The sequence below is a fragment of the Alteromonas sp. CH_MED4-4 genome (assembly GCF_037029575.1).
In the GTDB taxonomy this organism is placed as follows: Bacteria; Pseudomonadota; Gammaproteobacteria; order Enterobacterales; family Alteromonadaceae; genus Alteromonas; species Alteromonas macleodii.
In genome coordinates this window covers 212,290-230,310 of the sequence record NZ_JAYMEU010000003.1, presented here as the reverse complement: position 1 = coordinate 230,310, position 18,021 = coordinate 212,290, and the positions used below count along the sequence as shown (strand labels likewise).

20 protein-coding genes are annotated in these 18,021 nt (G+C 46.0%); 8 read left to right on the top strand and 12 right to left on the bottom strand.

Features of this window, described 5'->3' with window-relative positions:
* Positions 1–129: 129 nt before the first annotated feature.
* Positions 130–675, bottom strand: a complete 546-nt coding sequence (gene yjjX / locus WA381_RS03815) for an inosine/xanthosine triphosphatase (RefSeq protein WP_014951320.1) — start codon at positions 673–675, stop codon at positions 130–132.
* A gap of 13 nt (positions 676–688) precedes the next feature.
* On the bottom strand, positions 689–1,402 hold the full coding sequence (yrfG, locus tag WA381_RS03810) for a GMP/IMP nucleotidase (protein ID WP_156087256.1): 714 nt from the start codon (positions 1,400–1,402) through the stop codon (positions 689–691).
* A gap of 71 nt (positions 1,403–1,473) precedes the next feature.
* Between yrfG and nudE the strand changes: the two genes are divergently transcribed.
* The 3 genes from nudE to WA381_RS03795 all read left to right on the top strand — a co-directional run bounded on the left by nudE (position 1,474) and on the right by WA381_RS03795 (position 3,598).
* Complete coding sequence (nudE, locus tag WA381_RS03805; RefSeq protein WP_014951322.1) at positions 1,474–2,037, top strand: ADP compounds hydrolase NudE; 564 nt, start codon at positions 1,474–1,476, stop codon at positions 2,035–2,037.
* 3 nt (positions 2,038–2,040) lie between these two features.
* Entirely contained in the window at positions 2,041–2,886 is an 846-nt protein-coding gene (gene cysQ / locus WA381_RS03800; protein ID WP_014951323.1) for a 3'(2'),5'-bisphosphate nucleotidase CysQ, read from the top strand.
* Between the two features lie 127 nt (positions 2,887–3,013).
* Positions 3,014–3,598: a YceI family protein gene (locus WA381_RS03795; RefSeq protein WP_014977782.1), complete on the top strand. Its 585-nt coding sequence runs from the start codon at positions 3,014–3,016 to the stop codon at positions 3,596–3,598.
* Positions 3,599–3,711: 113 nt separating this feature from the next.
* Here the strand turns inward: WA381_RS03795 and mdoH are convergent, their stop codons facing one another.
* Positions 3,712–5,703, bottom strand: a complete 1,992-nt coding sequence (mdoH, locus tag WA381_RS03790) for a glucans biosynthesis glucosyltransferase MdoH (RefSeq protein WP_156087257.1) — start codon at positions 5,701–5,703, stop codon at positions 3,712–3,714.
* On the bottom strand, positions 5,684–7,309 hold the full coding sequence (locus tag WA381_RS03785) for a glucan biosynthesis protein (protein ID WP_156079023.1): 1,626 nt from the start codon (positions 7,307–7,309) through the stop codon (positions 5,684–5,686). The genes mdoH and WA381_RS03785 overlap by 20 nt, the downstream gene beginning before the upstream one ends.
* A 759-nt stretch (positions 7,310–8,068) precedes the next feature.
* On the opposite strand from WA381_RS03785, the gene WA381_RS03780 reads away from it, so the two are divergent.
* On the top strand, positions 8,069–8,620 hold the full coding sequence (locus tag WA381_RS03780) for an outer membrane beta-barrel protein (RefSeq protein ID WP_156087258.1): 552 nt from the start codon (positions 8,069–8,071) through the stop codon (positions 8,618–8,620).
* A gap of 53 nt (positions 8,621–8,673) precedes the next feature.
* Here WA381_RS03780 and WA381_RS03775 read toward each other — a convergent pair whose 3' ends face one another.
* Genes WA381_RS03775 through WA381_RS03760 form a run of 4 tightly spaced genes read right to left on the bottom strand, consistent with a single transcriptional unit; the run spans position 8,674 to position 12,456 of the window.
* Positions 8,674–8,910: a YheU family protein gene (locus WA381_RS03775; protein ID WP_156087259.1), complete on the bottom strand. Its 237-nt coding sequence runs from the start codon at positions 8,908–8,910 to the stop codon at positions 8,674–8,676.
* A gap of 48 nt (positions 8,911–8,958) precedes the next feature.
* Positions 8,959–9,993: a hydrolase gene (locus tag WA381_RS03770; RefSeq protein ID WP_156087260.1), complete on the bottom strand. Its 1,035-nt coding sequence runs from the start codon at positions 9,991–9,993 to the stop codon at positions 8,959–8,961.
* Positions 9,994–10,013: 20 nt separating this feature from the next.
* The gene (locus tag WA381_RS03765) at positions 10,014–10,523 is read right to left on the bottom strand and encodes a TIGR02444 family protein (protein ID WP_231506589.1); all 510 of its coding nucleotides are present in this window, start codon (positions 10,521–10,523) and stop codon (positions 10,014–10,016) included.
* Positions 10,504–12,456, bottom strand: coding sequence for an ATP-binding cassette domain-containing protein (locus tag WA381_RS03760; RefSeq protein WP_039235745.1), 1,953 nt, complete (start codon positions 12,454–12,456; stop codon positions 10,504–10,506). Before WA381_RS03760 ends, WA381_RS03765 begins: the two co-directional genes overlap by 20 nt.
* 118 nt (positions 12,457–12,574) lie before the next feature.
* On the opposite strand from WA381_RS03760, the gene WA381_RS03755 reads away from it, so the two are divergent.
* Together WA381_RS03755 and WA381_RS03750 are read left to right on the top strand one after the other, a co-directional pair.
* Positions 12,575–12,781: a YheV family putative zinc ribbon protein gene (locus WA381_RS03755; protein ID WP_012520152.1), complete on the top strand. Its 207-nt coding sequence runs from the start codon at positions 12,575–12,577 to the stop codon at positions 12,779–12,781.
* A 178-nt stretch (positions 12,782–12,959) separates the two neighbouring features.
* A complete protein-coding gene (locus tag WA381_RS03750; protein WP_061486831.1) occupies positions 12,960–14,072 on the top strand; it encodes a DUF748 domain-containing protein in 1,113 nt (370 codons plus the stop codon).
* Between the two features lie 22 nt (positions 14,073–14,094).
* Here the strand turns inward: WA381_RS03750 and WA381_RS03745 are convergent, their stop codons facing one another.
* The 3 genes from WA381_RS03745 to WA381_RS03735 form a co-directional block, all read right to left on the bottom strand.
* Positions 14,095–14,253: a hypothetical protein gene (locus tag WA381_RS03745; RefSeq protein WP_012520154.1), complete on the bottom strand. Its 159-nt coding sequence runs from the start codon at positions 14,251–14,253 to the stop codon at positions 14,095–14,097.
* A gap of 283 nt (positions 14,254–14,536) precedes the next feature.
* Positions 14,537–14,785: a SlyX family protein gene (locus tag WA381_RS03740; protein WP_052234916.1), complete on the bottom strand. Its 249-nt coding sequence runs from the start codon at positions 14,783–14,785 to the stop codon at positions 14,537–14,539.
* A gap of 9 nt (positions 14,786–14,794) precedes the next feature.
* A complete protein-coding gene (locus WA381_RS03735; protein WP_081106124.1) occupies positions 14,795–15,727 on the bottom strand; it encodes a WD40 repeat domain-containing protein in 933 nt (310 codons plus the stop codon).
* Positions 15,728–15,924: 197 nt separating this feature from the next.
* On the opposite strand from WA381_RS03735, the gene fkpA reads away from it, so the two are divergent.
* The gene (gene fkpA, locus WA381_RS03730) at positions 15,925–16,710 is read left to right on the top strand and encodes an FKBP-type peptidyl-prolyl cis-trans isomerase (protein ID WP_014951335.1); all 786 of its coding nucleotides are present in this window, start codon (positions 15,925–15,927) and stop codon (positions 16,708–16,710) included.
* A gap of 266 nt (positions 16,711–16,976) precedes the next feature.
* On the opposite strand, the gene WA381_RS03725 is transcribed toward fkpA, so the two are convergent.
* A complete protein-coding gene (locus WA381_RS03725) occupies positions 16,977–17,246 on the bottom strand; it encodes a hypothetical protein (protein ID WP_170826521.1) in 270 nt (89 codons plus the stop codon).
* A gap of 174 nt (positions 17,247–17,420) precedes the next feature.
* Between WA381_RS03725 and greB the strand changes: the two genes are divergently transcribed.
* Positions 17,421–17,906, top strand: coding sequence for a transcription elongation factor GreB (gene greB / locus WA381_RS03720; protein WP_014951337.1), 486 nt, complete (start codon positions 17,421–17,423; stop codon positions 17,904–17,906).
* Positions 17,907–18,021 lie beyond the last annotated feature (115 nt).

Genomic DNA, 18,021 nt, shown 5'->3' with positions numbered 1-18,021 from the left:
ATCGCAGTAAAGATTTCAGGGCGACCGTTGCGATCGCCTTATCATTTTTCCTAAGTAAGGATAACCTTGCGGCGCTCTGTTTGATTAACGGTGTAATGCGCCTTGTTGCACAGCACTAGAGGTTCAACACTAGTCAGTGTATAAGTCGGGGAAATGGAACTTTGCCATAGCAAGCGTTAACGCCACCTCATAAACACTTTGTCGCGAGGCGTGATTAAGAGTAAGCAAACCAATAGCCCCCCCTTTTTGCTTTATGTTTACTGTATCAAAGAGCTTGTCCATAACCGGCCCAAGTTCTTCGCCACGCTGTAGCGCCTGATATACGCTTACAGGAAGAGGCAAGCTTGCACTTCGCGTTACCGACCAGTGACCTTCATGGTATATCGCCACATAGGCAAAGGTAGCAGGACCATCTTCAAATACATCCACACCACCTTCAATTGCCACATACCACGCATCTGTGAGACCACCTTGATGATGAGCAAGCATGGCCTTCACGCGATTAATGGCGCCCAAGCGCGTTTCATCTTCATTCATTGGCTGGTCAGGCACGCCGCTTGGTACAGCCATACCCTGAGCGTCGAAATCGTGCTCTAGTGTGTCAGAGAGTGTATTGAGCGCAGCATTAATTTTTACCGGATTCAGCGACCCTACGTAAATTGTGTCAGAAACCATGTGCTTTCGTCCTTTAAAAACGTCCTTTCGAAACAGTCCCAACAGGGCTCTGCTTAATATCTTCTAGCATTAAACGGTAATCGCGCACCGCTGGAAACTCACTAATATTGCGATTTGGCAAAGTACTATCAGGGTTATCGACAGCAAGTAAATGTTTAATACCGTATGTCTTTGCCGCATTTAAAATTGGCAGTGAGTCATCGACAAATAAAGTGCGATGGGCATCGAACTTTACCCGTGCCTGTAATCTTTCCCATAGCAGCTGAGACTCTTTGGTTACGCCGAACTCATGGGTAGAGATGAGGTTGTCGATATGTGCGTCAAGCTGGGTATGCTCTATCTTTAGCGCCAAACTGTTTGGGTGCGCATTGGTCACTAATACCACCTGCCTGCCTGAGTCATGAAGCGCATCAAGGAACGGAATGGTATCGTCACGAAGGGCGAGCAAATGTGCCAGCTCACGCTTCAGCGGCATAAACTCATTTTCTAAGTCCATTTCAAGAGATTCAGCCCAGTAATCTAAGCAATACCATTGAATTTGCCCGAATACTGACTCATATCGCGCAGTCATTTCACGTTGACTCTGCGCCTCTGAAATTCCTCTTATTTGTGCTAATCGTTTAGGCAAATGATGTAGCCAGAACTGGTTGTCGTAATGAAGGTCCAGCAAAGTGCCGTCCATGTCTAACAGTACAGTTTCTATTTCATTCCAGGGCAGAAAGGGCAAGCGATTTTCCTTATAATGAAGTAAGCTAAGAAATTGTATACAAGTATGATAACAAAGTTGTAGCGATAGACATGCCAAAAATTGATCCGAACAAACCGTTACCACAAATTCATTCTCGTGAAATCGTTGCGCAAAGCAAACTCTTTAGGGTAGAACGCTTAGACCTTGAGTTTTCGAACGGCGCCACCCGTGAATTCGAGCGGATGGCTGGCGGAAACAGGGGCGCGGTAATGATAGTGCCTATGCTTGATGAAAACACCATGGTGTTAATTCGCGAATATGCAGCCGGCACACATTCGTATCAACTAGGCTTCCCAAAAGGTTTAATAGACCCTGGCGAAACTGCCATTGAAGCTGCTAATCGCGAACTACAAGAAGAGGCAGGCTTCGCGGCCAATGATCTTGTGGAGCTTCATAAGGTCAGCATGGCGCCCACTTTCTTTAACGCCAATATGACCATTGTTTTGGCTCGAGACTTGTATCCAAAGCAACTTGAAGGCGACGAACCTGAGCCTCTTGAGGTGATTCACTGGCCTTTAGATGAAGCAGATGCTTTACTTGCACGAGAAGACTTTGTAGAAGCACGCTGTATAGCCGCGCTGTTTTTAGCTCAAAAGTGGTTTAAGGAACAATAAACAATGCCCGATGACGCCCATGCCGACCTACTAGAACTTGCGAAAGAAATTGCCATCGAAGCCGGTGAAGCCGTATTAGAAGTATACGATAAAGGGGAGTTTGACGCTTATCAAAAAGACGATGAGTCTCCCGTTACCAGCGCAGATTATTTGGCAAACGATATCATCAACAAGCGCTTACAAGCCGCGACGCCTGATATCCCAATCCTCTCAGAGGAAAACAAACACGCAAGTTTAGAAGAGCGAAAGCATTGGCCTCGGTACTGGTTAATCGATCCCATCGACGGAACCCAAGAATTCATTGCTAGAAGCGGTGATTTCGCAGTAAACATTGCGCTAATAGAGAACAATGAGCCAACAATAGGCGTTATCTTTTGGCCTCCAGGGCAGTCGCTATATTACGCCCAGAAAGGCAAAGGTGCGTTTAAGTCATCACCTGATGGCGATCACCCAATTAGCGTACGTAAGCTAGACGACCCTAAAAATAGCGTGGTGATGATTGCAATAAGCCGTCGTCAGTCGAGAGAAAAAGTGCTCAGCAGAATGTGCGCTAAGCGCGTATACCAAACGCTTCCATTGGGAAGCTGTTCCCTGAAAGCCTGCTTTATTGCCGAAGGAAAAGCTGATGTGTTTATGCGCATCGGTATTACCGGCGAATGGGACACTGGCGCATCGCAATGCATTGTTTCTGAAGCGGGTGGGAGTATTGCCGCCGCTAACTTCGAACCTCTTACCTACAATCAGCGTCATTCGCTAGAGAACCCAGATTTTGTGGTAATGGGCGATCAAAGGGTGCCATGGCAAGATGTAGTCCAGTATGATGACTTCGTAAACCCACATCAGCACTAGCGCGTAATAATTTACTTAGCGCAGCGTGTTAACCTACGTATAATAGCGTAGTAATGTTGCTGGGCCACATTACTCTGGTAGTGGTTAAATCAAGCCAGATGGAACCAAAAAGTAAAAGGAGTAACCTATGATGACTACACGTATTCGCACGTTGTCTGCAGCATTGCTCGCATGTGGGCTAGCATTTCCCGCCGCAGCCGATTGGTCAATAGACGGCGAAACAAGTGCACTACACTTCTTATCGACGAAGAATGCACAAGTCACCGAAGTACATAAGTTTGATAGCTTTGATGGTACGCTGTCTGACGGTGGCAAACTTAACGTGGCGGTTGACTTATCGTCAGTGAATACAGCCATTGATATTCGCAACAAGCGAATGCAAGAGATGCTGTTCAACGTGACCAAGTTTGCACAAGCGACATTTGAGGCCAACTTGCCTGAGTCGATGATGAACCTGAAATCGGGCCAAGTTGTTAACGGGAAGGTAGACGGTATTTTGATGTTGCACGGAAAAGCCGTTCCTACGTCATTTGCTGTTAAAGCAAGTAAAGTAAACGACGATACGCTTACCGTATCAACCACGTCACCAACGTTAATTAAAGCAGAGTCTTTTGGACTTGCTGAAGGCGTAGCTGCACTTCAAAAAATTGCAGGGCTTAAGAGCATAACAACAACAGTACCCGTAACGTTTTCAGTTACGTTTACTCAATAAAACATTGTTATTGCCGCCGTCTATCGATAAAAAGCTAGGTGGCACGTGACTAAACGCAATAAAAAACCGCACACATGTGCGGTTTTTTTGTTTTGATATCTACTTTGAGTCCATTATGCGCTGTTAGGAAGCCTGTGGCGCATAGGCAATGGCTTTTGACTTAGTACTTGCTCTGGCATGCTCTGCCACACGTTATCAGGAAGCGCAGGTACTTCTGCCTTGTGCTGTGATATAGCGAAATACCCCATTGCAACGCGTAAACGCTTAAGTGCTTTACACTCATTCACTTCCTGGTCAATGACAAACACGCCCCACTTACGCATGGCTATGCCTAGTTTATCGCTGCTTGTTAAGCGGATAACCGGCGCCGCTAACACCATGCCTACCAATACAGGTAACAACCACATAAATAGCGACGGGGTGAAGTAGAAAGTAGTTACGCCCCACGCTACCGCTAAACAGCTCATAATTTGCGTGTGTTTAATTGCAACTTTCCATGGCACTTTGCGCCCTTCACGCTCTTGCGCTTCCCATTTAACAGAGTGGCCAACAAAAACGCTAATCACAAAATAACTGTGATAGAACATCATTAGCGGCGCAATAAGCACGGCCATAGTTAATTCAATTGCTGCCCCTTTAAGCAAAGACCACGCGCCACCAAATTCGCCACGACGTTTTATTAAAGCTAAAGTAATACCGAGAAGTTTAGGCAAGAATAATAAGGCCGCCGTACCCCACATGGTTACCATCATCATGTCTTGGCGCGCTACCTGCCAACTAGGGAACAGCTGGTATTCAGACACGAAGAACTCTGGCACTGACGTGGCGCGAATTAACGCATCTGCTGTACCTAGCGCCAACATGCAAAATAGTATGAGTGAAGAGATGTACGCAAACGCACCAAATAAGAAGTGCAGGCGGTTTGCCATTTTAAGACCTTTAACGTTCAATAACCCTAAATGCTGTATGTTGCCCTGCACCCAACGACGGTCGCGAATTGCGTAGTCAACAATGTTACTTGGCACTTCTTCATAGCTGCCCGTGGTGTCGGTAAGCAAGTAGGCCTGCCAGCCAGCACGGCGCAGTAGCGCAGCCTCAACAAAGTCATGACTTAAAATTTCACCACCAAAAGGCGCGCGCCCTTCAAGGGTAGGTAGCCCGCAATGCTGCATAAATGGTGCAATACGAATAATGGCATTGTGCCCCCAATAGTTTGCACTGTCTGTTTGCCAAAACGATAGACCTGTCGCCAACATTGGGCTGTAAAGATGAGCAGCAAACTGCACAAAACGACCAAAGAAGGTGTTTTGACGTACCGGCATTGGAATGGTCTGCACTAACGCCGTATCAGGGTTTTGCTCAATACGACGCGCCAAGTCTTGCATGCGCTCTCCAGTCATTACGCTGTCGGCATCTAATACAATCATTGACTCGTAATTTGCACCCCAGCGTTCACAAAACTCTTTAAGGTTGCCCACTTTTCTGTGCAGATTCTGTTCGCGACGACGGTAAAATACTTGGCTAGAGAAGGCACCTAAACGTTTCTTCAGTCGGGAAAAGGCACGTAGCTCTGCATCCGCTTTTTCCATATCGCGGGTGTCGCTGAGCATGAAAAAGTCGAATTTAGAACTGTTGTCACTTTCCATTAATTCGCGAATACAAGCTTCAAACCCCACCATAATACGGCGGGTATCTTCGTTATAAACCGGCATGACCACGGCGTGCTTTTGCGTTAATGGCGCAGTAGCATCAGGAGACGTTTGATTTCTGCGCAAGCTCAACGGGTCGACGTTAAAAAGCTGCAAAAAGAAACCGATAATGCCTGTCCAAAACGCCATACACAACCATGCGAACAGGGTTAGCCCCAACCCCAGCTGTGCAATCTCTAGGTTGGTAAGGCCGTTAGGTAAAAAGATTTCGTACAAACTCCAACCGGCCAGTGCCGTGCTTGGAATAACTAGCATTGCCATGATAAACAAACGCATATGCTCTCCTTTTAAGATGAAATGTGAAGCACGTGCAGTGCCATCACTTTTAACCTGAGGCACGGCTTTAGCCTCGTCCGATACCGCTGCGCAAGCGCGATTATTTTGGTTGGTAGACATAATTCCAAACCTCACTCACACGTTTACCGTCTTTCTCAATGTAAGCGCGCATATCTACCGTCTGCTTTTCTTTCGGCTTAACAAAGAAGGTGGCTCGCCACTCTTGTCCGTCAGCTACGGGGTAAAGTCGCTGCTGAGAGATCGTGCCGTTGGTACCCTGTACCACCAGCTTCATCGACTCGTTATCAAAAGCAATGGCAGAAGGCGCGCTGAAGTCCACGCTGAACTGTCGTGTCGTATTTAGACTGTCGTTTTTAAACTCGTCACCCGGCAACACAGCCTTGCCTTGGCGGGTACGTACTACTGAGGCCAGTTCACTGACAAACGGATTTTGTTCTACGGTTTTAAGCTCGTAAGCGAAATACAGTGATTCGCCCGAATTGAATGGCTTTTCAGGCGTCCAAAAAGCCACAATATTGTCGTGTATTTCGGATTTAGTCGGAATTTCGACGACTTCTAATCGGCCTTTCTCAAAACCAGCTTCTGGCGTCACCCATAGCCCTGGGCGTATATGGTAATTGGCCTCTGCGTCGAGGTAATTATCCCATTCGCCGTCGCGTTGAAGCATGCCGAATCCTTTAGGGTTTGCGTCGCTAAGTGACGTGACTTGAAGGCGTGCAGGGTTAGTCAGCGGGCGCCAAATTTCTTCACCAGCGTGAGTTACCATGAGTACACCGTCACTATCATGCACCTCTGGACGATAGTCGTCATGACGCTTTTCTGTGTTCTCGCCATACAAGAACATACTGGTAAATGGTGCAATGCCTAGCTTGCTCACGTCATCTCTGGCAAATAACCAACTCTCTACCTTAACGCTGGTATCAATATCAGGCTGTATAACAAATTTGTACGCGCCCGCTACAGAAGGGCTTTCAAGACGCGCATAAACAGTAATAGGCTTACCCTCACTCGGTTCTATGACCCAGAACTCAGTGAAGTGGGGGAACTCTTCGCCTTTGGCTAGCGCCGTATCAATCGCAAGACCTCGTGCTGAGATACCGTACACTTGATTTTTACCTACAAGACGGAAGTACGATGCCCCCAAAAACACAGCAAATTCGTCTTTGTACTCTTCGTTCTTGATAGGGTAGTGAACGCGAAACCCAGCAAACCCTGACTTTTCGTCCGTTAGCCCAGCTAACCCTGACGCAGACCCGTCATAGTTGAACATGTCACTGTTGAACGCTAGGCGTTCAGGCTTATTGCTTTCACCAATAGTGTGGATAGTGACGGGGTATTCATATAAAAAACCCGGGTGAAAAAACTGCAGTTCGTAGTCATTCTCACCATGCCAAAGACTCTGCTCGGGCTTGAAGCGAATTGAACGATACGTGGTGTAGTCAATTTCTTTAAGCTTGCTGTTTAACCCGTGATCGTCCTGCTCGTAGCTCTCTGTCGCTGACTGGCGTGCAGCATCAATAATTGACTGAAGAACCGGCGATGCTTTTTGAGGCTGATTGTCGTTGTTAACCTCAACTGCACCTGCTTGTTGAAACGCAAATAATGCGATGACACTGCTCATCGCTAAAAGAAGGTGTGACAGCTTATTGCGCTGACGCACATTCGTTTGTAAATCTTTACCGAAAATTGAAACTGGCTTAGCCATTTGTCCTCTCCTTATGAAAACAATGGTTATCCAGATGACCATCAACAACTCGTTACACGCCTTACCTACTGAAAAGCGTTTTTTACAAAAACGGTATTGATTGAAGCCACGCGAGAAAGGCGCTCTCTTCCTTTCTGTGTTCACTGACATCGCGGATATCGCGAAAGCCGAATTCCTTGCCTAATGGCTTGAGTGAACGTTGGATAACTCATAATGACTTGAGCAAAAGCTGTTCCAACACGAAATAGCCGCCGTTATTTTTTATATTTTTCATAATTTACAATGCTTTACAAACACACACATTGTGGATTATTGGAGAACACTGGCTTGTAAAAATGTCCGATGAGTTAGACAAAAGGATAACTGTTGTTTTTTAGAGACAGTTTTGTGTGCCAACGTTTTACTAGGAATACATCAAACTTTGATTTTGAACATTTCAAATGTGTAGCCTCTAAAAAGCCAGACGTATTTTATCTATAAATATTAGCAACATAGATAAATTAAGACATATCAAAATAGTGATTTAGTACGAAGTTGGCAAACGCTTTGCTATTCATCATGTAGATAAATAAATCGGACACTATTTCTTAACGGAAATAATAAAGATGGCATGAAGACGGTTTTCGTTTCTTTGACCATCAACCCAGTAACACTTTGTTGCGCGCTATAAACGCGCCGCCTTACAACAATTTTTGCAGAACGTCTGAAATGGACGGAAGCAACGTAAGGGGGTTACTGAACATACTAAGGAGTTATCACATGCGTAAATCAATCACACTTATTGCTGCTTTAACTGCAGCGGCACTTCCTCTTACAGCTATGGCCGACAAGCCTGACTGGCGTTACGTAGAAGGTGGTTACACCAAAATGGACTTTGACGACAATGAGTCTTTTGAACCAGACGGTTTAACCGTTAACGGTAAATACCTATTGAATAGCAACTGGTACCTAAACGGCGAGTATAGCTTCTTTGAAGAGGGCAACTTTGACTTTGATATGCTGACACTAGGTGCGGGTTACCGTTTACCTGTTAACGCGACAACAGACGCGTATTTTGGTGCCAACTTAGAGCGTATTGACGGTGACGTAAACGACGAAACAGGTTACAGCATTAATGCTGGCCTTCGCTCGATGATCACAGAGCAGGTAGAGCTGGCGGGTGAAGTTGGCTACTACGATGTAGACGATGGTGAAGCGACATTTAGAGTAGGCGCTAACTATTACATCACGCCACAATGGGCTGTGGGTGCAAACTACAGAATCATTGATGATTTAGACATTATGCAGGTAACTGCACGTTACGCGTTTTAAGCCTTCCTCTCCTCAGGTAGGTAGCCGGGTTGCTCGACCCGGCTTTTTTATGTCTATTGTTCTTCAGCTTCGCTTGGCTCAATATCTTCTTTTCTTTTGATATCTACACTTTCATGAAGCTCTGAATAGACCAGCACCGCCTCACCCGATTTGAGTCTGTTTAACACTTGCTGCACTTTCACATCTAGCGCAACTTCTTCAGCGCCGTAGTCCGTGCCCTCTCGCAGAGCAAAAGACTCAGCCAGGCTATAAAGCGTATCGGCTTCTAGCGCGTCAATGGGGATTATCATTCACACTCCTGATAAAAAGCGTTTGGGTAAATTATTAGGACATCAACATTAGCGACTGACGTAACGACACGTAGTATTTACAGGTAAGGCTTCACTTACAAAGCGTTTCACCCGTTCGTGCAGCCATACTTTAGGATTTAATATAGAACCCTGCATGAACCCAACGTGACCGCCTCGTTCACTTAGCTCCACGATAACGTTGCGCGCAAGCTCTTCTTCCTTAGGCACAATTAAGTGATTCATAAAGGGATCATCTATGCTATGCAATACCAGTGTAGGACAGTGGATCGCGCTTAAAAAGTGATACGCACTACACTTTTCATAGTAGTCTTGAGCGTCTGCAAAGCCGTGAAGCGGCGCTGTGATCTTCTCGTCGAATTGGGTAAAGCTGGTGATCTCTTCCACATCAGTTTTTGTTAGCTGTATAAGCTTGCGATAATCGATGTACTCCATTTTCTTACGCAGCGTATCTTTCATGCTAGTAAGTAAATACTTTTGATATACGCGAGAAAAACCTTGGTTAATTGATTTAGCGCACTCTGAAAGTTTAAGAGGTGAAGAAATGGCAATCGCTGCCTTAAGCCACTTTTGCGCAGGGTTTTCGCCCAACAGTTTCAATAGCATGTTGCCGCCAAGGGAAAAGCCGATGGCCACTTTAGGAATTCGTGGAAATTTATCGTGAAGCCACTCTAAGAAAAAGCTGGGGTCTTCTGTTTCTCCACTGTGATAAGCCCGCGCCTTTAAGTTTGGCACGCCGCTACAGCCGCGATAGTGCATCATCACCACCTGCCAACCATTCACCGACAATTGAGCCATCATATCGTTCGCGTAATGCGACTTAATGCTGCCTTCTAAACCATGAAACATCACCACGATACCCGATGTTTCCTGCGGTTTTGGCCCCCACGCCACATCGACGAAGTCGTCATCGGGTAATGTGAGACGCTCCATGTCGTAAGACAAAGGCAACCGCTTTTGAATAAAACGCGGCCATATGGTTTGCACATGACGGTTCTTCGCCCACCCTGGCACCTTAAAGCTGCTTTTTATTATCTTTCCATGCGATAGCGCTGATTTACTCATTTTGTTTTCTTATTGTGTTTTTACGATAGATGGTTAACCACTAGGCTCACTAGTTGGCGCGCCTCGTTGTTGTCTCGCAGTCCGTATGCATTTATAAACGCTGCGATAGACGCGTTAAATACGTTAGACGATACAGATTGCCCTTGACCCAGATGCGTGACTGGCTGCTCATTGAACGACGCAACAATATCGTGCTGCTGCTGTCTTTCAAGCTCTAGCTCTTGTGCTTTGAGTGCGTCATATTCTGCTTGGTCTCCGCCTTTTTCGGGGCTCGCAGCCTTTCGCCTTGCACGGTGATACTGTAACTTTTCTTCGGTCGCACTTGATGCCGCAATCACTGCCTTAAGCTGTGGCAAATTAATGATGACATTATTCTCTAAACACCAGCAAATCAGCAAGAGAACGTTTACATTAACCTTGTGGTTGTCTTGCAGTAAAAGCGCAAGGGGAGCCATATCACCTTTGGTATAGCGAGAAACGCTATACTCCCAAAACGCGCGGTTTTCGATATTAGGCGTTGGCATTGTCATACTCTTCTCGTTTTAACTCAATTTGCTCTTGGGCATCTAGCCATGCCATCTCTTCTTCCTCAAGCTGTTGCTTAAGCTGAGTTTGCTTGTCGAGTAGGCCCATAAGCTGCGCCTTTTTGTCTTCGCTGTAAAGCGAAGTATCGGCAAGTGACGCTTCCACCTCAGCCAAAGCAGCACCACATTTTTCCATGGCTTTTTCGTGTTTTTCAATGGCTTTTTTAAGTGGCGCAACCCTTTGCCTAAACTCGGCTTCACGGCGTTTTTCTTCTTTACGATCTAATTTGCGTTCCGGCTTACTCTGCGCGCCAGTCTCTTGTAGCTCTTCGTTTTTGGCGTCGCTGTTGGCCTTGGCTTTTTCCGCTGCCTGCTGCTTTAAAATCCAGTCGCGATAGTCGTCCAAGTCGCCTTTAAATGGTTCAACTTCGCCACTGTCTACCAAATAGAAATCCTCACATACCGAGGAGAGTAAGAAGCGGTCGTGCGAGACCAGTACCATGGCGCCTTCAAAACCTTGAAGCGCGATATTTAGCGCATGGCGCATTTCCAAATCTAAGTGGTTGGTAGGCTCATCCAGCAGCAATAAGTTAGGCTTCTGATAAACAATTAACGCCAATACTAAGCGCGCCTTTTCACCGCCCGACATAGGTGCCACGGGCGCTAACGCTTCATCGCCATTAAATCCAAATCCGCCCAGATAGTCGCGAAGTTGCTGCTCGGTGGCTTTTTCGTCAATGCGCTGCAAATGAAGAAGCGGAGTAGCGTTAGCATCTAATGTTTCTAACTGATGCTGAGCAAAGTAACCAATCTTAAGGCCTTTAGCCGTATTAAAAATACCTTGTTTTGGCGCATGCACGCCCGCCAATAGTTTGATTAGCGTAGACTTACCCTGCCCGTTTCGACCTAGAAGACCTATTCTGCTGCCAGGTACTAAATTGAGTTTCACCTGTTGCAGCACAATATGGTCGTCGTAACCCAGCTGTATCTTTTCCATTTGCACAAGCGGGTTTGGCAGTGCCGACGGCGGCGCAAAAGAAAAGCTAAATGGGCTTGCCATATGGGCTGGCAACAAGGTTTCCATTTTCTCCAACTGCTTAATACGACTTTGCGCTTGCTTAGCTTTACTCGCTTTAGCTTTAAACCGGGTAATAAACGAATTGAGGTGCGCTACTTTTTGCTGCTGCTTTTCATATTCAATGTTTTGCAAGCGAATACGTTCAGCGCGCTGGGTTTCGTAAGACGAGTAGTTACCGGTGTAGGTGATAAGCTTCTGTTGTTCAACACTGATAATTTGCGCAACCGTGTTGTCGATAAAAGCTTTATCGTGAGAAATCAGCAATAGCGTTCCCGCATAGCGTTGAAGCCATTTCTCTAGCCAAATAACGGCGTCTAAGTCTAAGTGGTTAGTAGGTTCATCAAGCAGCAGTAAGTCTGAAGGACAAAGTAGCGCTTGAGCTAGGTTTAGGCGCATACGCCAGCCACCTGAAAAATCGCTAACTGGCGCGCTTAACTGCACATTGGTAAACCCAAGACCCGACAGAATGGTCGCTGCGCGAGCTTCCACGTCGTATGCTCCCGCTTGTTCGAGCTGCCCGTGAATTTGGCCAATCTTTACACCGTCGCCGCTTTTTTCAGCGGCTTCTAATTGCGCCTGTAGATTACGTAAATGTTTGTCACCGTCCACCACATAGTCTATCGCAGTTCGGTCAGTTGCTGGCGTTTCCTGTGCCACGCTTACAATTCGCCAGTCATTCGGTACGCTGCAGTCGCCAGCATCGACACTTAACTCACTTCTCAGCAGTGCAAAAAGCGTGGACTTTCCGCAGCCGTTGCTGCCAATCAGCGCTACTTTGTGGCCTGGAAAAACCTGCGCCGACGCCTCTTCTAGCAACATTTTGCGACCGCGAAGTAGCGATACATTTGAAAGCTTTATCATGAGTAACCTGTGATGGAACAAACTAGGGCGCGTATAATATCAAAAACTTAAGGTAAAAGCTGATCAACACTTACCATTTCAAGGTATAATAATCGCGAAATTCTCCAAAGGTGTATGTATGTCAAAACGTGTAAAACGCCGCTTTGTTGCAGGGGCTACGTGCCCCAAATGCCAAGAGCTAGATACGATTTCGTTATATTTTGAAAATAACGTAGAAAAGTTGGAGTGCGTTGCGTGTGGATACAATGAAGCGCAAACTGATGAAAAGGTGAGTGCCGCCACACGCTCAAACGAAAATGTGATTGGCATCTTTAAACCGCACTAACATTCCTACCCACGTCTCAGTAAATCTTACCTTAAAGCCTGTGTAACACCTTACAACGCTGTGCTCAGGCTTTTTGCAAACGTCTCTTCATGCCACGCCAACACTGGGTATCCTCGTTACCTAACGAAAGAGGTTGCTCAGGCATAATTTTTGTATTTCCTTTGCAAAGGAGTGAAATATGAAACATGCTAAAAAACGTGTCTGCTATGTCCTTATAGCCTTGTTGCTTACGCTTATTGCCATAAGACTTTACTTGCCTTACGCCGCAGCGTCATACATCAACACGACGCTGAGTCAGTCAAAAGAGTATAACGGCCGCGTGGGCGATGTAGATTTAATGCTATGGCGTGGCGCATATAGTTTAGAACATGTTTTGCTTTATAAGGCGAACGGGCAAGTAGATAGGCCGCTGTTTAAAGCTGACTATGTGGAGTTTACGCTTTCATGGTCACAACTTTTCAAAGGTGCAGCGGTAGGAAAAGTCATTGTTAATTCCCCCGAGATTAATTTTGTAGACGGCAACACGGAGGAGAGAAGCCAGTCTGGTAAGGATGAAAACTGGTTATCTATCGCCGACCAACTCTTCCCGTTACGCATCGACAAGCTAACTATTAACCAAGGAAAAGTCGCTTTCCACAACCCCGATACTTCTCCGGCTATCGACATTGCGCTTCATGATATTCAGCTTGAAGTGAATAACTTGGTGAATAGCGATAACTTGTCAGACTCACGTGTAGCAACGGCCAAAGCGCAAGGACAAACGGCACAGCAGGGCACGATATCCTTAAACGCTAAACTCAACCCCGCAACAACAGCCCCCACATTTGACGTTGATATTCAAGCTGACAACGTTGGGCTAGTGAACTTTAAGAATCTACTTGATACCTACGCACCGTTTGATCTGGAAGCCGGCACCCTCACGCTTGCGGCTGAAGTGGCGTCTAATGAAGGGAAAGTAAAAGGCTATATCAAACCCATATTGCATAATGTGGAGGTATTTTCTTGGAAGGGTGACATTGAACGTGACGGCGATGGTTTTATTGAAGGCAGTATCGAAGCCATTTCCGCGTTTGTCACCGAACTGTTTGAAAACCAAAGCGAAGACCAAATTGCCACACGCATTCCTGTTGAAGGCGATTTATCAAGCCCTGACACCCAAACATGGGAGGCATTTACCGCGATTTTAAAAAATGCATTTATCGAAGCTTTTAACGGCGATGTGGAGAAAAGTATAGAGTTGGATAGACTCGAGCTGGATAAGTTGGAAGCGCCGGAAGGCTCTGAAAATTAAGAGCCCTCGCCGCTGAGTGCGCTTAAATAGTACAGCTATCGCCACAGTCGTTGGCGCCGTCGCGCATACCTTCAATCTCTTGACTCTCTTGCTTGTCTTTTTCAGCCTGTTTCTCTGCTACTGACTGCTCAACAGAGTCAAAATCGATGCTATCAAACGCATCCATATCAAAATCGCTCATAACTCACTCTCTTAAATAGTAAAAAAGGCTTCTTTTTGCTGAAGCCTTTGTATCGGGGCGCAAGTGTAATTCAAATGTATATCCTGGCTAAATGAAGACTTCGCCTAACTCATAACAAGATGAACTAGCGTGATGTTTTTTCAACACTACTGCACATCAACGAAGCGCCTTTGATGTCTTCTCAGGCCTCTCCCCACGATGAGCGCCCCGCAATAAGTGTCATCGCCAATGGACGTGATCCACATGAATACCGCGTTGCAATTACTAGTGCGCTTCAATTGTTTTAGTAATGCGGAGGCGGGGTTTCTTCTGATTGCTTAGCAATATTAGACGGCTCGATAGACTTAACGCGGTCAACGACATGGCGTACTTTAAAAGCTAAATCGTCAAGCTGCTTTTGTTGCGAAGACAGCGCTTCATTAAGTGCCTCGATAGTGTGTTCTTGAAAGGCTACCTTCATCTGTAACTCTTCAATATAGCTATTGGCGCTATCTATTTGCTGTTGTAGATGCTCAGCGCTTTTCTCTGTCATGTAAATTCTCTATCTCTCTCGTTGCCATTCTTCGGCAAGGCCACTACTGCTTATGGACAATATATTATCATTGGGGAGGAAGGCGACGCCATACACAACTGCGGTTGGTGGTGAAACTGACTCTCGTGATGCAACCTGTATAGACTGCACTTGCTCGCCAGTTTCCAAATCCCACAGGTATACTTTTCTCGCGGGAGAGCCTGTTAGTAAAAACTGACCATCTTTGGAAAACTCAACGTCTGTGAAGATTTTCTGACGCGCTGCATATTTGAGGGATGCCACAGGCTGCCCGGTTTGCACATTCCACACTTGCGACTTGCTCTGGCTGTCCGCAGTAAAAGCAAAGCGGCCTTCATCATCAAGCGCTACTTTTGTTACTCGCGTGGGGTGGGCGAATGTATGAATTATTTGCCCAGTGTCAGTGCTCCATAAATACGCTATGTAATCATTGCCCCCCGTCAATGCGAACTTACCGTTAGGAGAAATATCAATGGAGTTAACCTTTTCCTGATGCCCTAAAAACTCTAGTCGACGCGAAGTACGAGGTTCAAAGTACATAACTTTGCCATTTGAGCGCGCCACCAATATGCCGTTACCATTATTGGTAACCACCACATCTCTAATTGATGACTCGTCAATGCGCCAAAAACCTTCAGGCTCGCCGGTCTCCAGACTCCATAAGGCAAACGCCTCTCGGTCAGCGGTCACAACATAGCTTTTGTCGGCGCTAATGTGTACTGACATGACCAGGTTGTCACCTTCACCTTGGTGGCTCCAGTGATAAAGGGGATCACTTTGTCCAATTCGCCATACGTTTACCCCATTATTCACGCCAGAAACCACCGCTAACGTGCCGTCGGTAGAAATATCTGCGGCATAGGCGCCTTCTTCTACATGACGCCACTGCTGTATTGGCGTAGTATCAGGGACAGAGCATCCCATGGAATTACCTATAAGTACGATGAGTAACGCTATTCTATGGAACATTTGAGGCCTAAACATAATCAAATGGGTTTCGCTTTGTAAACGCTAGGTTTAACATAGCATGGATCACGCATCTTTAACTATCGTGCACACTGCCTTGGATGCAGCAGTATAGACATAGACGCATGATGATAAAAATTTATGGAGACGTTTTTATGCAGAAGTCGCTCGTTGCCTTATCTACTATCGCTGCGCTAGGCCTTTTCGCTTGCCAGCCAAATACATCTGATGAGGCCGCTTCTACAAGCGCTGATAGTGCAAAAACAACTTCTGTTTCAGCAGAAGAAATGACAGATACGCAAAAGCAAGCTTACGCCATGGGCGCAAGCATGGGTTTGTTCGTTAGCAACCGTGCCGAACAACAAGAGCAACTGGGTTTAACATTAGACCAAGATGCGCTACAACAAGGCTTTAAAGACGGTCTAAACGACACCCTTAAGTTTACGCCAGAGCAGATTCAGCAAATCGCTCAACAAGGCGAAGAAGTACTTCGCGCTAAGCAGCAAGAAATGGCAGAACAAGCCGCTGAAAAAAATATTGAAGCTGGCCTAGCATACCTAGAAGAAAACGGTAAGAAAGAAGGTGTGGTAACTACCGAGTCTGGTCTTCAGTACGAAGTACTTGAAGAAGGCGAGGGTGCAAGCCCAGAAGCGACAGACATGGTTAAAGTTCACTACCGTGGCACCTTGCTAGATGGCACAGAGTTCGACTCATCTTACAAGCGTGGCGAACCAGCAGAATTTCCACTTAATCGCGTTATTTCTGGTTGGACTGAAGGCGTTCAATTGATGAAAGAAGGCGCAAAGTATCGCTTCCATATCCCATCTGAACTTGCTTATGGTGCACGTTCTACTGGCGCAATCACGCCAAACTCGACGCTTATCTTTGACGTTGAGTTGCTAGAAGTGGTTAAGCCTGAAGCAGAAGCGCCAACGGAATAAGTTAGTGCTTTAAGAAAAAGAGAAAGCCGACGCATAGCGTCGGCTTTTTTGTTTTAGTGAGTCAGCGTGATCCTTGCTTACCTTTTCCCTACGAGCCAGTGGATTTTCACCACGCGCGTACCCAAATAGTAAAGTGGGTTATTCAATATGCTTGGTGCCTCGAATTACACTACTAAGCTTAGTCTAAATCGACCAAATTTCACGGTCTATTCCAAGCCTTTTTGGAACAATTTCGCCTTAAAACTTCGTGCTTAAAACAAAAGGTTTTAACGCTGAGGGGCGCGCCGTCTTTCTGTGTGTACCTTAAACGTAGCAAAATGATTTAACAGAGACTGACCCACCTTATACATAGCACAACCTAAAATAAGATATATCACGGTTTGCATACTATTTAAGCGAACAACGATATCAAGCAAGGCATACAACAATAACAGCGCGCCACTTAAAAACAGCATAAAACCGATGATAGTACCGCTGGTTTGGAACGGATCGTTCCCCGACCTTCGACGGTTCAACATTGGTATCCTGTTACGCATTCATTTCCCCTAATGGTTTGACTATTATTTATACTACGACACTAAACGAAAGGTTTATGTTCAATAATTATTCAATCTGGCTCTTTTGTCACTTTTTGACGTACAGAAAGATTGCGTTTTGCCTTATTACCCACATAAAGTAGGGGTAATTAGCTGGATTATTTATAGGACATTGTGAAAACACCGCTTATCACTCGAAAGGGCTACTTAAAGCTTAAACAAGAACTGGATTTCTTGTGGCGTGAAGAACGACCTGAAATTACTCGCAAGGTAACCTGGGCAGCGAGCCTTGGTGACAGAAGCGAGAATGCCGACTACCAGTACAATAAGAAGAAGCTACGGGAAATTGATCGCCGCGTACGCTACCTTCGCAAGTGCTTGGAAAACCTAAAGGTTGTGGACTACGATTCACAGCAAGAGGGTAAGGTCTTCTTTGGTGCCTGGGTTGAAATTGAAAACGAAGCGGGCAAGGTGATGGAACTTAGGCTCGTGGGCTACGACGAAATTTTCGGCCGCAAGGATTACATTTCTATCGACTCTCCGATGGCGCGAGCACTGCTTGGCAAAGAAGAAGACGATGAGTTTGTTGTAAAAACCGAGACGGGCACGAAAGAGTGGTGGATAAACCGTATTTGGTACGACGCAACAGACAAACTGTGAGCACTAATATGCCCTATTTAATCACCCATTTGTAACACAATGATCAGACGACTTCCCCTACACCGCGGTGATATACTCACCGCTCCTATTTTCACTACCGACGCTGTGTATATAA

Excerpts from the sequence above, each read along its gene's own strand:
- yjjX (WP_014951320.1), bottom strand. The coding sequence starts at position 675 with ATGGTTTCTGACACAATTTACGTAGGGTCGCTGAATCCGGTAAAAATT.
- nudE (WP_014951322.1), top strand. The coding sequence starts at position 1,474 with ATGCCAAAAATTGATCCGAACAAACCGTTACCACAAATTCATTCTCGT.
- cysQ (WP_014951323.1), top strand. The coding sequence starts at position 2,041 with ATGCCCGATGACGCCCATGCCGACCTACTAGAACTTGCGAAAGAAATT.
- WA381_RS03795 (WP_014977782.1), top strand. The coding sequence starts at position 3,014 with ATGATGACTACACGTATTCGCACGTTGTCTGCAGCATTGCTCGCATGT.
- mdoH (WP_156087257.1), bottom strand. The coding sequence starts at position 5,703 with ATGTCTACCAACCAAAATAATCGCGCTTGCGCAGCGGTATCGGACGAG.
- WA381_RS03785 (WP_156079023.1), bottom strand. The coding sequence starts at position 7,309 with ATGGCTAAGCCAGTTTCAATTTTCGGTAAAGATTTACAAACGAATGTG.
- WA381_RS03780 (WP_156087258.1), top strand. The coding sequence starts at position 8,069 with ATGCGTAAATCAATCACACTTATTGCTGCTTTAACTGCAGCGGCACTT.
- WA381_RS03775 (WP_156087259.1), bottom strand. The coding sequence starts at position 8,910 with ATGATAATCCCCATTGACGCGCTAGAAGCCGATACGCTTTATAGCCTG.
- WA381_RS03770 (WP_156087260.1), bottom strand. The coding sequence starts at position 9,993 with ATGAGTAAATCAGCGCTATCGCATGGAAAGATAATAAAAAGCAGCTTT.
- WA381_RS03765 (WP_231506589.1), bottom strand. The coding sequence starts at position 10,523 with ATGACAATGCCAACGCCTAATATCGAAAACCGCGCGTTTTGGGAGTAT.
- WA381_RS03760 (WP_039235745.1), bottom strand. The coding sequence starts at position 12,456 with ATGATAAAGCTTTCAAATGTATCGCTACTTCGCGGTCGCAAAATGTTG.
- WA381_RS03755 (WP_012520152.1), top strand. The coding sequence starts at position 12,575 with ATGTCAAAACGTGTAAAACGCCGCTTTGTTGCAGGGGCTACGTGCCCC.
- WA381_RS03750 (WP_061486831.1), top strand. The coding sequence starts at position 12,960 with ATGAAACATGCTAAAAAACGTGTCTGCTATGTCCTTATAGCCTTGTTG.
- WA381_RS03745 (WP_012520154.1), bottom strand. The coding sequence starts at position 14,253 with ATGAGCGATTTTGATATGGATGCGTTTGATAGCATCGATTTTGACTCT.
- WA381_RS03740 (WP_052234916.1), bottom strand. The coding sequence starts at position 14,785 with ATGACAGAGAAAAGCGCTGAGCATCTACAACAGCAAATAGATAGCGCC.
- WA381_RS03735 (WP_081106124.1), bottom strand. The coding sequence starts at position 15,727 with ATGGGATGCTCTGTCCCTGATACTACGCCAATACAGCAGTGGCGTCAT.
- fkpA (WP_014951335.1), top strand. The coding sequence starts at position 15,925 with ATGCAGAAGTCGCTCGTTGCCTTATCTACTATCGCTGCGCTAGGCCTT.
- WA381_RS03725 (WP_170826521.1), bottom strand. The coding sequence starts at position 17,246 with ATGCGTAACAGGATACCAATGTTGAACCGTCGAAGGTCGGGGAACGAT.